This window comes from Paenibacillus sp. QJM3NY_38, assembly GCF_056173265.1.
In genome coordinates this window covers 5,856,575-5,869,271 of the sequence record NZ_CM149665.1, presented here as the reverse complement: position 1 = coordinate 5,869,271, position 12,697 = coordinate 5,856,575, and the positions used below count along the sequence as shown (strand labels likewise).

Annotated in this window: 13 protein-coding genes; 10 read left to right on the top strand and 3 right to left on the bottom strand. The window is 50.1% G+C overall.

From position 1 onward, the window contains the following. The first annotated feature begins 12 nt into the window (after nucleotides 1–12). On the top strand, nucleotides 13–1,944 hold the full coding sequence (locus AC0VZ8_RS27070) for a hypothetical protein (RefSeq protein WP_475485028.1): 1,932 nt from the start codon (nucleotides 13–15) through the stop codon (nucleotides 1,942–1,944). 90 nt (nucleotides 1,945–2,034) lie between these two features. Here AC0VZ8_RS27070 and AC0VZ8_RS27065 read toward each other — a convergent pair whose 3' ends face one another. Together AC0VZ8_RS27065 and AC0VZ8_RS27060 are read right to left on the bottom strand one after the other, a co-directional pair. Beyond that, nucleotides 2,035–2,421 carry a cupredoxin domain-containing protein gene (locus AC0VZ8_RS27065; protein WP_216530609.1) on the bottom strand — a complete coding sequence of 129 codons (387 nt, stop codon included), beginning with the start codon at nucleotides 2,419–2,421 and terminating at the stop codon, nucleotides 2,035–2,037. 302 nt (nucleotides 2,422–2,723) lie between these two features. Then, entirely contained in the window at nucleotides 2,724–3,080 is a 357-nt protein-coding gene (locus AC0VZ8_RS27060) for a phage holin family protein (protein WP_071222686.1), read from the bottom strand. A 156-nt stretch (nucleotides 3,081–3,236) separates the two neighbouring features. Here AC0VZ8_RS27060 and AC0VZ8_RS27055 point away from each other — a divergent pair, with 156 nt between their 5' ends. From AC0VZ8_RS27055 to AC0VZ8_RS27040, 4 genes are all read left to right on the top strand, one after another. After that, on the top strand, nucleotides 3,237–5,606 hold the full coding sequence (locus AC0VZ8_RS27055; protein ID WP_071222687.1) for an endonuclease MutS2: 2,370 nt from the start codon (nucleotides 3,237–3,239) through the stop codon (nucleotides 5,604–5,606). Nucleotides 5,607–5,726: 120 nt separating this feature from the next. Beyond that, a complete protein-coding gene (locus tag AC0VZ8_RS27050; RefSeq protein WP_071222688.1) occupies nucleotides 5,727–6,146 on the top strand; it encodes a DUF350 domain-containing protein in 420 nt (139 codons plus the stop codon). Nucleotides 6,147–6,306: 160 nt separating this feature from the next. Then, nucleotides 6,307–6,864 (top strand): hypothetical protein, encoded by a 558-nt coding sequence (locus tag AC0VZ8_RS27045; protein ID WP_475485027.1) that lies wholly within the window; start codon nucleotides 6,307–6,309, stop codon nucleotides 6,862–6,864. Nucleotides 6,865–7,008: 144 nt separating this feature from the next. After that, the gene (locus AC0VZ8_RS27040) at nucleotides 7,009–8,211 is read left to right on the top strand and encodes an MFS transporter (protein WP_071222690.1); all 1,203 of its coding nucleotides are present in this window, start codon (nucleotides 7,009–7,011) and stop codon (nucleotides 8,209–8,211) included. A 142-nt stretch (nucleotides 8,212–8,353) separates the two neighbouring features. Here the strand turns inward: AC0VZ8_RS27040 and AC0VZ8_RS27035 are convergent, their stop codons facing one another. Continuing rightward, nucleotides 8,354–9,589 carry an NAD(P)/FAD-dependent oxidoreductase gene (locus tag AC0VZ8_RS27035; RefSeq protein ID WP_475485026.1) on the bottom strand — a complete coding sequence of 412 codons (1,236 nt, stop codon included), beginning with the start codon at nucleotides 9,587–9,589 and terminating at the stop codon, nucleotides 8,354–8,356. Between the two features lie 130 nt (nucleotides 9,590–9,719). On the opposite strand from AC0VZ8_RS27035, the gene AC0VZ8_RS27030 reads away from it, so the two are divergent. The 5 genes from AC0VZ8_RS27030 (at nucleotide 9,720) to AC0VZ8_RS27010 (ending at nucleotide 12,679) form a co-directional block, all read left to right on the top strand. Further along, a complete protein-coding gene (locus tag AC0VZ8_RS27030) occupies nucleotides 9,720–9,956 on the top strand; it encodes a hypothetical protein (protein ID WP_071222691.1) in 237 nt (78 codons plus the stop codon). Nucleotides 9,957–10,004: 48 nt separating this feature from the next. Then, nucleotides 10,005–10,400: a spore coat protein gene (locus AC0VZ8_RS27025; protein ID WP_475485025.1), complete on the top strand. Its 396-nt coding sequence runs from the start codon at nucleotides 10,005–10,007 to the stop codon at nucleotides 10,398–10,400. Nucleotides 10,401–10,576: 176 nt separating this feature from the next. Then, nucleotides 10,577–11,077 carry an Lrp/AsnC family transcriptional regulator gene (locus tag AC0VZ8_RS27020; RefSeq protein WP_071222693.1) on the top strand — a complete coding sequence of 167 codons (501 nt, stop codon included), beginning with the start codon at nucleotides 10,577–10,579 and terminating at the stop codon, nucleotides 11,075–11,077. Between the two features lie 14 nt (nucleotides 11,078–11,091). Continuing rightward, complete coding sequence (locus tag AC0VZ8_RS27015) at nucleotides 11,092–12,297, top strand: aminotransferase class I/II-fold pyridoxal phosphate-dependent enzyme (RefSeq protein ID WP_071222694.1); 1,206 nt, start codon at nucleotides 11,092–11,094, stop codon at nucleotides 12,295–12,297. A gap of 118 nt (nucleotides 12,298–12,415) precedes the next feature. Then, nucleotides 12,416–12,679 (top strand): aspartyl-phosphate phosphatase Spo0E family protein, encoded by a 264-nt coding sequence (locus tag AC0VZ8_RS27010; RefSeq protein ID WP_009590300.1) that lies wholly within the window; start codon nucleotides 12,416–12,418, stop codon nucleotides 12,677–12,679. The last annotated feature ends 18 nt before the right edge of the window (nucleotides 12,680–12,697 follow it).

The window sequence follows — 12,697 nt, the reverse complement described above, 5'->3', positions numbered from 1 at the left end:
GAGGGCACAATTTTGACTACATCGGACCGTAAAAGCGTTACCGTAGACATCTACGGAACTTCCTATAAACTCGTTGGCAGTAGCAGTGATTATACCAGACAGGTAGCGAATTATGTAGATGACCGCATGCGTACCATATCCAAGGCGCACTCTCGATTGGATACCCCGCGCATTGCCGTCCTAGCTGCAGTACATATGGCTGAAGAAGCTTTGCAGAAGCTGGAGTTTCAGAATGAGGCCAAGCAGATGACGGCCGAGCGGAATGAACTGCGCACGGAGCTTGCCAAGGTGCAAGGACTTCAAATCGAGCAGCAGGAGAGACATCGTCAGCAACTGGAGCAGCTCGAGGGCAAGCTGGCGGAGCAGACAACGCTGGCTGAGGAATACAGGAAGTCCAAGGAGAATCTAACCGCGGAGTCAGAGCGTACGAAGGAATTGCTCCAGAAGGAATCGGACCGCGTGGCGGAACTGCTGAAGGAGAAGCAGCAGCTTGAGGTGCGTCTTAAGGAGCAGCGTGAGAAGCTGGAGAGCGGCCATAAGCAGTCTATTGAAGATATGAAGCGCCGCTATGAAGGGCAAATTTCGCAGCTGACGCTCACTCATAAGCAGGCCATCGAGAAGCTGGAACAGAGTCAACGGACTTCTGCGAAGCAGGCCGAAGAGAAGCTGGCTGAACAATTGAAGAAACAGGAGAGTACCTATAAACAAGAGGCGCTCCTGAAGGAGCAGCAGCACTCGAAGACCGTGCAGGATCTGGAGCAGAAGTATGCGAAAAACGTGCAGGATCTGGAACAAAAGCATACGAGGACCGTCCAGGATCTGGAGAAGCAGCTTGCCGAGCAGCGAACGCGTGGTGGTCAGCTCCAATCACGTTTGTCGTCCGCGGAGAAGGAACTGGGTATTGTAAAAGCGGAATCGGACAAGCTGAAGGAAGCGCTCCAATCGTCCAGGCAGCAAGCCGAAGCCTCTTCGCAGGAATTGCGTTCCTTCCGTACGAAGGTGGAGGGGCTGACGAAGGAGCTCGAAGGACTGAAGCAGGAATCCGCCAAGTCGGAGGAAGAGCGCCGTCGTCTGCAGAAACTTGTGGTGGATGCGAATCAGACCTCCCGCAAGCAGCAGGAAGAGCTGCAGCGTCTAAGCAGCGAGCTTCAATCCTGGCGTACGCTGGCTGATCAGCGCAAAGAGGAAACCGGCGAGCTGGAGATGCGAATTGTCGAGCTTATGGAAGCGAACGAGAGCCTGGAAGAAGGAATGAAGGGACTTCAGGATGAAATCCAGGTCATGAAGGACGAAGCTGACCGGAGCATGTCCGAGCGCCGAAGTGCCCAAGAGGAATTGAAGGAACTGCAGCTTCGCCATGAAGAATTGGAGAAGCTCACGAAGGAAGCGGGAACCCGAGAGGAAGAGACCAGCAAACTGTACGCCATGCTGGAAGAAGAATACGATACGGTGTCGAATCAGCTGGATGAGCTTCGCAAGAAGGCAGCTGCCAGTGAACAGCGCGCACGTGAACTCGCCGAGCAGCTGAGAGATTCGGAGGAACGCGCCGTTCAGTGGCAGGAGCAATACCAGCAATGGATGGCGGAACGGGAGCAGCTTGCCAAGGACAGCGAGAAGCTGGCCGCCGAGCGCGATGAGTGGAAACGAACCAAGCTTGCTCTCGAAGAAGAGCTCCAGACCTGGCAGCAGGAAATCGCATCCGCACGCCAAGCCTGTGAGCGTCTGGAAGACGAGAAGAATGAAGCGGCGCAGCAGTATTCCGATTTAGGTGAACAGTATGAGCTGGTTATGCACCAGTATCGTCTGCTCCAGGCAGAACAGGAATTGAAGGCGGAGCAATCTGCGCAGCTTGAAGAAGAACACCGTAAGCTGAAGGAAGAGTATGCGAAGCTCCAAGTTGAATATAATGAGTGGATCGAGTTGATTGAGCAGGATCAGCGTTAGGCCATGGCGAAGAATTGAACCTGAAAAAACCTCCGGATTAGACAGAGGATACTCTGGCGATCCGGAGGTTTATTTTCGTGAGCAGGTCTACTATTCTTCGACGATAAGTTTGGAGATCATTTTGCTGTGACCCGCTCCACACATAATGGAACACGAAACTTCGAATTCTCCCGCCTCATCCGGCGTAACGACAGTGGAGTTGTTTTTACGGTCCAGCTGCAGGCCAAGTGCAGGAATCATAACGCCGTGGTTGCCGTCTTCGTTCTCGTAAGTGATCTTGACGGGCACCCCTTTCTTGAGACGATATTCCTCTTGGTCGAATTGAAAATTGGTGCCCTTAATGACGAGTTCAGCTTCCGGTGCTACGCCAGTATCCGAGATCCCGGAACCTCCTTGGGACTCTTTCTGGTCTCCGCCGCAGGCAGCCAATACAAAAAGGAGCATACATGAAACAAGTAAAGCTATGCCTTTTTTCACTATAACCTCTCCTGACTATGAAATAATTGTGAAATATAATTTCCAATCTTTATGATAGCGCAGAAAAAGAGTGGATGCACATATGTGTTATGAAAAATTGGTGAACGTGAACGGTTTCAAACGATGATATGGATTTCCTTTATAATATAGGGGAAGATGGAAATAAAAGAATGGAGCTTTACCCAAAATGAAAACCCCCTGCGCAAATTGCAACAGAGGGTTAATGTGGAGTAATGCAGCTGCCGATCGGTTCGTTCAGTTAGAGGGTTCCAGAGGAATCCTCTAACTGAAGCGGGGTGCTTCTATTTGCGGGTTTTGCCTGCTTCAAAAGGGGTGGAAATCGGAATGAACAGATCGATGATCCCGATGACCAATGCAGCAAGCAAGGCGCCCAATACGGAGACGCTAACGCCTCCAACGATGAATTGGGCAAGGTAAATCACGAGTGCGCTCACTAGGAAGCCCACGATGCCACGTCCAAAAGGCGTGACTTTTTTGCCGAAGATGCCCTCAATAGCCCAACCAATCAGGGCGATAACGAGTGCAAGCAACAGGGCGCTTCCGAATCCGCCGACGGTGAATTGGGGGACAATCCATCCGACAACCATAAGAACGAGCGCGGCAACGATAAATCGAACAACGTGCCCGAGAAATTGCATGGTACCTGCCTCCTTAGAATAAGACTGGAATGTTACGCAGAATTTATTTTGTTCAATAGGACCGTCGGTTATGTGTGGAAGGATTTTGGATTCCTTGGCGAATTCCCATCACTTTCGATATAATATATGCATTGATTGAGAGGAGTTGTGAACTTCTTGAATGACAAGATTTTGCAAACTTTAGAATACCGGAAAATTTTAAATACATTAATACAATACACGCAAACCTCTATGGGAAGTGCAAGAGCTGAAAAGTTAATGCCTGAAACCGACCTGGAGGCTGTAAAGGATCTGCTTGCGGCTACCGATCAGGCCTACACCGTAGACAGGCTCAAGGGCAATCCGTCTTTCCGCGGGATTACCGATATCAATGATGCTTTGAAGCGGGCCAGAATCGGAGGGACGCTCAGTCCCCATGAATTGCTGGCTACATCGAATACGATTCATGGATCACGCCGAATCAAGCGGTTTATTGCGGCGATTCATGAGGACGAGAAGATTGAGATCCTCTATAATCTGAGTGATCTTATTTCGGAGCAAAAGCCCCTAGAAGACGCCATTCGGCTGTGTATTGATGATGCTGCTGAGGTCCTTGACTCCGCAAGCGCTGAGCTTTCCCAGATCCGGCGGGAGCTGAGGGGCGGAGAAGTTCGCATTCGCGAGAAACTGGAGTCCATGATTCGATCGCAATCCGTGGCGAAGATGCTGCAGGACCAGTTAATTACGATACGCGGCGACCGTTTTGTCATCCCCGTTAAAGCGGAATATCGCTCGCATTTTGGCGGTATCGTGCACGACCAGTCCGGGTCAGGCGCGACGCTGTTTATTGAGCCGGAATCCATCGTAGCCATGAACAACAAGCTGCGCGAGACGCGAATGCGGGAAGAGCGGGAGATCGAAGTGATTTTGCAGAAGCTGACCGCCCAGGTCGGCGAACAGGCTGAGCTGCTGTCACTTGACTTGGATCTGATCGGCCAGCTCGACTTTATTTTTGCCAAGGCTCGTTTGGCCCATGTCATGAAGGCTTCACTGCCAAGAATGAATGACAGAGGCTATATTAAGCTGCGTAAAGGCCGACATCCGCTGATTCCAGCGGATCAGGTTGTGCCGCTTGATGTGGAATTGGGCAATTCCTATACATCCATCATCGTCACGGGTCCGAATACCGGCGGTAAGACGGTTACGCTCAAAACGATCGGGTTATTAAACCTGATGGCGATGTCAGGACTCTTTATTCCAGCCGAAGAAGGCAGCCAGATGTGCGTGTTTGATGCAATTTACGCGGACATTGGTGATGAGCAAAGCATTGAGCAGAGCCTCAGTACCTTCTCCAGCCATATGACGAACATCATCCGAATATTAAGCCAGATGACGCCGAAGAGTCTGGTGCTGCTTGATGAGGTTGGAGCAGGAACCGACCCTGCGGAGGGTTCAGCCCTGGCGATTTCCATCCTGGAGCATATCCACCGCATGGGCTGCCGCATGATTGCGACGACGCACTATTCTGAATTGAAGGCTTATGCATATGAACGCAAAGGCGTGATCAACGCCAGCATGGAGTTCGATATCAATACCCTAAGCCCGACCTACCGGCTGCTGGTAGGCGTACCTGGACGCAGTAATGCGTTTGCCATTGCAGAACGTTTGGGATTGCCGGTATCCATTCTGGAATTTGCCCGTGGCGAAGTTAAGGAAGAGGATCAACGGGTGGAGCATATGATTGCATCCCTCGAAGAGAACCGTCACACCGCGGAAGTAGAGCGTGAGAAGGCGGAGCAGGTTCGGAAGGAAATGGAGGACCTGCGTCTTCGTCACCAGCATGAGCTTCAGAAGCTGGAAGAGCAGAAGGACAAGCTGGTTGATAAAGCTCGTGCAGAGGCGAGACAGATCGTGGACAAGGCTCGGAATGAGGCCGAGGAAATCATCGCGGATCTGCGTAAGATTGCCCAAGAAGAAGGGGCTTCCGTTAAGGAGCATAAGCTGATTGCTGCCAGAAAGCGTTTGGATGATGCCGAACCGCAGCAAGGCAAGAAGACGGCTGGCCAGCGTACTGCGAAGCAGCAGCGTAGCATTGAGCCTGGAGACGAGGTTCGGGTATACAGCCTGAATCAGAAAGGGCATGTCGTGGAAATGGCCGGCTCGAAGGAGGCGGTTGTTCAGCTCGGTATCATGAAGATGAAGGTATCGCTGGATGATTTGGAGCTGCTGTCGAATCCGGCAGCAAACGCTAAACAGGCGCCGAAACAGCATGCGACTGTCTTGAAACGGACTCGCGATACCAACATCCGGAATGAGCTGGATTTAAGAGGCGCAAATCTGGAAGAAGCGCTGATTGAGGTGGATCGGTTCATTGATGAGGCATTTCTGGGGAACTTGGGTCAGATTTACATCATTCATGGCAAAGGCACCGGGATCTTGCGAACCGGAATTCAGGATTATTTGCGCAAGCACAAGCATGTTAAGAGTCATCGTTTAGGTAATTACGGCGAAGGCGGCAATGGCGTCACCATTGCCGAGCTGAAGTAAGGAAAGTAAGAAATCAGGAACCGTTTTCTCCTTCAATCGTATAACATATCATCATAAGGTTTAGAACGACGGGATGCGAAAGGTGCCGCATCCCGTTTATATCAGGGAGGAAATAAGGTAATGACGGAAGCGATTGATCATTTGCTGACCCATCCACTCGGGGTGCTCGTAGGCTATTTCTCGGTTGCGATACTTGCACTTATTGTTTACTTGTATTGCTTTGAATTGGTTACCAAGTACAATTGCTGGGATGAAATACGCAAAGGAAATGTTGCCGCGGCCATGGCGACCGGCGGGAAGATCTTTGGCATCTGTAACGTGATGCGGTACAGCATAACGGCCAATACGTCCATTTATGGCATGATTAAATGGTCGTTCTTCGGGTTTATACTGCTTTTATTGGCTTATTGGTTGCTTGAGTTCTTGACGCCTGTGTTTTCGGTCGATGAAGAGATTAGCAAGGATAATCGAGCAGTGGGCTTGATCGTACTTCTTATCACCGTATCTTTATCTTACATTATTGGAGCGAGCATCATTTAAGGGCTTCGGGAGGAAAAGGACGATGAAATATTTACCGCGGATATTGTTTGCGGCTGCCTTGATTTTTTTTGTGGCGGGTATTGTATACTTGATGTCTCAATAAAAATAAAGTGAACAGGGCCATCCATGGCCGTTTGAATAAGAAAGGGATGAATGATCGATGGAACCGACGGTTTGCCCATGGTGCCAAAGTGAGATTGTGTGGGATGAAGAGATAGGTCCCGAAGATACTTGTCCTCATTGTGCGAACGAGCTGAAAGGCTACCGCACATTGAATATCGCATTGGATGACGAGGAAACACAAGACGATCCGGAGGAATATGAAGAGGATTATGAGGCTTCCGATGAGGAAGTGGTTGATCTTCAACGTATTTGGGGATCCGACCAGGAATCGCTGTCCTCGCTTCGAACCGTGGATAAGTACGGGGAGGATCACGACCTATTTGCATTTGAGGAGACCGTAGAGGGGATTCTGGACCAGCAAGAGGAAGTTCCCGAGTGCTTGCATTGCCGGGAGTATATGCTTCATGCCGGAACGCAGCACGTGAGCGGGGAAGGCTTCCAGCCGGTTAACGCAGCTTTGATTCAAGGCCCTATCCTTCAGCCGCCATATGATTTGAACGTATATGTGTGCCCTGGATGCTTCCATGTACAGTATAATCTGGCAGAGAATGACCGGCTTCGGATGATCAAGAGCTTTATCCATAAAAAGGAATAGCGTTTACGGAAAGGCGCTGTGTGCCGATCCGTGCGAACTTAAGGAAACAGCTATCGGCGGTTTCCTTTTTTTTGTTCATGAAGTGGGGATGAGAGGGGTAAAATACCTTGGACTTCAAGTGTGAGGGCGAGGGAGGAACTGTATATGAAGTTGACAAAGGACCCCCAGGCTATACTTCTGTTATCCGTTCATGGGTTGTTTATCTTATCGAGTGCATTGTCGGGTACGTTCCTCAACGTATACCTATGGAAAAGCCGCCAGGATTATACGATGCTCGGTTGGTTCACGATTGCTCAGCAGGTGGCATTGGGCTTGACGTTCTGGGCCGCCGGCAAATGGGTGAAGGAGCATAACAAAATGAATGCGCTTCGCCTGGGAATTGCGGTGTCCGGCCTGTTTTATTTATGCGTTCTGTGGGCAGGGCGGGACGCCGTCCATTATATTTGGCCGCTCGGCTTGCTGTTCGGCGTGTCATTAGGATTATTCTGGTTAGCCTTTAATGTGGTCTATTTTGAGGTTTCGAGCGCGGAGAATCGGGACTGGTTTAATGGCTGGATCGGACTCCTGGGCTCCATCACGGGGATTATCGGTCCGTGGCTGGCGGGCTGGATCATCACGATGATGCGTGGGGATCAAGGCTATCGTTTTATTTTTACCGTATCGATGGTCATCTTCGCCGTGACGGTGGTGCTGAGCTTTTTTCTGCGAAAAAGGCCGGTCCAAAGCGGCTATCATTGGCTGGAGGGGTTGAGCCGGCTCAAGGAGGGCGGCGTATGGAAATACGCGGTATTCGGCTTGGCCGTTCAGGGAATCAGGGAAGGTGTATTTTCCTTCCTTATTACGCTCCTTGTTTTTGTGGCAACGGATCAGGAGTCGAAGCTGGGGCAGTTTGCATTGATTACTTCGGCGGTTTCGCTGGTCAGCTACTGGGCCTGCGGGAAGTGGTTCAAGCCCAAATTCCGTAAAACCGGCATGCTGGTAGGTTCCATATTGATGCTGCTGGTCATTTTACCGCTGCTGGTTGCGGTCAACTATACGACGCTGCTGGTGCTGGGAATCGGGACGTCGCTGTTCATTCCGCTGTACATGATGCCGGCTATATCCGCCAGCTTTGATCTTATGGGAGTAAATCAGGAAAACGTGGAGAAGCGGGTGGAACTGGTCGTGCTGCGGGAGCTCAGTTTAACCATAGGCCGAATTACGGGCCTGCTTGTGTTCATTCTTGTCCTGTCATTTAGACAGGACACGTTAACGGTGACGTTGCTGCTGTTGTTCCTGGGGGCATCCCCTATCGGATCGTGGCTGTTTATACGTAAGCTGTTCCCGTCCAAAGGTCAAGTCACCTAAAGCTAATGACATCCCTCGGGTCAAAAGAATTCCGCTAGTTAAACAAACGGTTTGCTGAACGACTGTGAGAGCGCAATCCGTACACACGCAAAGAAGGTATCTCCAAGGTTGCATGGCCTGCTTGGAGATACCTTCTATTATTTTATGACGTCTTAAGGTCCATTGGCCGTGTCAGGGAGAACCATTTCAGTTCTTCGGGCTCACGTCCTGCTATCGTCTCGCCCAGCAGATCCGCAGCGATCATGCTGTATACGGTCCCGTTTCCGCCATACACCTCGATAAAGTAGCTGTGCGGATATTTCGGGTGCCTGCCGATCAGCGGGATGCCGTCTTTGGTTGTGGCAAATACGCCGGCCCAACTGCAAGCGATCTTCAAATCCGTCATATGGGGGAACAACTGATGAATTTCATTTAACAATCTCCGGCTTCTTGGTTCAGCGTACTCCTCTGGTTTGCCAGAAGGAGGCAGCGGCTCATCCAGCCCCCCGGCTATGATTCGCTGATCCGGCGTTGTCCGGAAATAGAGATAAGGGCGATTTGTTTCCCATATGAATGCGCGCTCATACCATGAAGACAGATCGGATACCGGCTCCGTCAGGATGGCATAGGTGTTGAGCAGCTCCGCTTGATAATCAGGCTTCCATTCCTGGGTGCTATACCCGGTGGCCCAGATGATGTTCTTGGCCAGAACGCTTCCTTTATCGGTTAAGACGGTGACATCACTATCGGTATACCGTGTTTCTTTGACTTCGCTATTTTCGTAAACTCGCAGCCCATGCTCGCTGGCATCCTGGAGAAGATTATGCCCGAAACGGTAGGGATCGACTTCGGCATCGCCGCGGGCATAGATGGCCGCTTCTTTTGAGAACGGGAAGTTAGCCTTCACATGCTCGCGGCCCCAGTATTCGACATCGAAGCCCTTCCGTTTGAGCAGGTCATACTCATGCCGAATCATGCCGACATCTTGAGGGGTACTGGCATAGTAGAGGCTGCTTCGCGTGATCAGGCCGGAATCCCTGGACAGATGATTTGCGATTTCGGTGATCCGGCGTACCGCATGTCTGCACATCATGTAGAAGGAGGAAGCCCGTTGTTCACCAAATTGTTGGATCAGATCAGATAGAGGGCAGTCGTTAGAAAATTGCAACAGCCCCGAATTGGCGGATGTGCTGCCTTCGCACACGCGTTTTTTCTCCAGTAGGACGGTGTCCACGCCTTGCATGGTCAGCACGTAGGCCATCAGCGCGCCGCTTATACCGCCGCCGACTATGAGCACATCACAGCTGAGCTGTTCTGATAGACTGGGGTATTTTTTTACAGGTTCAGTGTTTAAATATTTCCAGGGCGTTATTCCGCCGGTCAGTAAAATGTCCCTCACCCCTCATTGTCACATCGTTATTAGTTTGGACGTTCCTTTCGTTTTTAATGACATCTCACGACATAGATTTTTATATAGGTGGCATACTAGCTCCTGTGCAACCTAAATGGAAAGGGGAACAAACACAAAGATGACACCTAATCAGCAATTACAGCCTCTGACCTCAAAAGAACTGGACTATATTGCGGATTGCATCTCCAACGAAACCATGCTGGCCAAGCATTGTGCCGCGACAGCAGCAGCCAGTCAGAATCCAGCCATCCAGCAGGCGCTGCTGGGATTCGTAAAACGCCATGAGCAGCATCTGGACACCTTGGTTAACGCTCTGCAAATTCACAGCAATATCGCGCCGACGCAGCCTCAATAAGAGGAGATGTATAGACCAGGAAGCAAAATTGTTAAGGAGGAACGACTTATGGTAACCCCTAATGGATCTTCATACCTGCCCGAAGAGGATATGCTTAGCCCTATTCTGGGAGAGCTGAAACGTGCCGTTCGAGAGTATACGACAGCCACGACGGAAGCCTCTTGCCCTGAGGTGCGCCAAATGTTTACAGATTTGACTGCGGATACACTGAGACTGCAAGGCGAGTTTTTTAATATGATGAAGCAGCAGAATATGTATACCGCGCCTCGGCATGCATTGAAATACAATGTGGACAAGCAGCATAAGCAAGCGCAGCAGTCGCTGCAAAAAACTCGGGAAACCATTAATCAAAAAACTTCCGGCATGGGCGCGTTCGCGCATCACCCGAATGTAGCGCCGCATGCCACCAATGTAGCGCCTGCTTCTAATAATGTAACCCAATGATCCCATGGTTAACTCAATCTATGAGCCGATGACCCCCGCAGCCATTGCTGCCGGCATGCATCGGTATTTTTTTTTGCACATCCCGTGTAAGTTATTGTAATATAAGTATTAATCTCTGTTCCGATATATCATGCTATAAGAACGGTTATTCGGAATAAGTGCTGGAGGATACGTATATGGAAGAGCTTAGCGAATTGAAACTAAAGGTGCTTGATCTGCTGAAAGAAGACGCGAGAAGATCGCCGGCTCTGCTCTCTACTCTACTCGGTGTAGATGAGGAAGAAGTAAAGACCTCCATTGCTGAGCTTGAACGAGATCACGTCATTGTTAAGTATGCGACCGTAGTCAACTGGGGCAAGGTGGAAGACGAGAAGGTTACGGCGCTGATCGAGGTTCAAATTACACCTGAGCGCGGAAGAGGCTTTGAAGGAATTGCGGAACGGATTTATTTATTCCCGCAGGTGAAGTCGGTCTATCTTATGTCTGGCGCCTACGACTTGCTTGTTGAAGTGGAAGGCGGAAACTTGCGTGAGGTGGCCAACTTTGTTTCGGAGAAACTGTCACCTATCGATTCTGTACTATCGACCAAAACGAATTTTATTTTGAAAAAATATAAACAAGACGGGATTATCTTTGAAGAACGTCAAGAAGACAATCGTCTCCTGATCTCGCCGTAAAGGAAGCGTGTGCTATGATTGTGAACGAACAGCAGCTTGCAGAAAATAACAGGAAATCGATGAGCTCCTATTTGGCGCCCAGGGTCAGGGACATTCAACCCTCTGGAATCCGTAAGTTTTTTGATCTCGTCAGTGGAAATAAAGATATTATCACACTTGGTGTCGGTGAGCCTGATTTCGTAACGCCGTGGCATGTACGAGAAGCCTGCGTATATTCATTGGAGCGCGGGTTTACAGGATATACGTCCAATGCCGGTATGCCGGAACTGCGGGAGGCGATCGCGGAATATTTGAACGACAGTTTCCACGTGACCTATAATCCTGCCAATGAAATGATCGTAACCGTAGGCGGCAGTGAAGCGATTGATCTGGCGCTGCGTGCCTTGATTGTTCCCGGAGATGAAATTTTGATTCCCGAGCCGTGTTACATTTCATACTCGCCGATTGCTTCAATCGGTGGCGGGGTGCCCGTTGGTATTGAAACGACGGCAGAGCATCATTTCAAACTGACGGCCGAGGCGCTCGAAGCGCAAATCACCCCCAAATCAAAGATCCTGATCCTGTGTTACCCAAGCAATCCAACAGGAGCGATCATGACCTATGAGGATTGGCTGCCCATTGCGGAAGTAGTGGAAAAACACGATCTGATTGTGATCTCCGATGAAATCTATGCTGAGCTCACATATGAAGGCAAGCACGTCAGCTTTGCCTCGATGCCAGGCATGATGGACCGCACCATTCTGGTGAGCGGCTTCTCGAAGGCATTTGCTATGACAGGTTGGCGTATGGGGTATGTGTGTGCTCATTCGGATCTGATCGGCGCCATGCTGAAAATCCACCAGTATACGGTTATGTGTGCACCCGCAATGGGGCAAGTCGCCGCGCTCGAAGCATTGCGTAACGGCATGGGGGAAAAGGACCGAATGGTTGAATCCTATAACCAGCGGCGCAGACTCGTGGTTCAAGGGCTGCGCGAGATCGGTTTGGATTGCCACGAGCCACAGGGAGCGTTCTACGCGTTCCCAAGCATCAAGCGAACGGGACTCGGATCGGATGAATTTGCCCAGCGCTTGCTGACCGAGGCGAAAGTGGCTGCCGTACCGGGCACCGCATTCGGTCTTGGCGGGGAAGGATTCATTCGCTGCTCATATGCTACATCCATTGCCCAACTGAATGAGGCCTTGGAGAGAATGGGCAATTTTGTGGAAAAAATAAAGTAGGCAAGGAAATCGTTGAACTTTTTCCTTGAATTAACAAAAAAATTACTTTCCATTGGCAAAATATATGTTATAATTTTATTTTGGGGGCAGAATTTTACTTTCCAAGGAGGGATCACCAGTGTTTTGTGATTATGAATTGTCAAACTACCGTGGTGACTATACGGCTGAAGACAATAATCACGGTAAATGGTCAATTAAATCAGCCAAATCCACTCCTCAGGAAATTACCTTGGAAGACGAAATTCATATGCTTCGCCGAAAGATGGAACAAATTTTTTTGGAAGAGCAGTCCTTCACGTCGGAGATTGTCATCGAGATCAGCAGCTTGCTGGACTTGAAGATTAACGAATATATGAAGGCCCATCCCAAAAAGAAACTATAAAATACGATCTGATTGAAT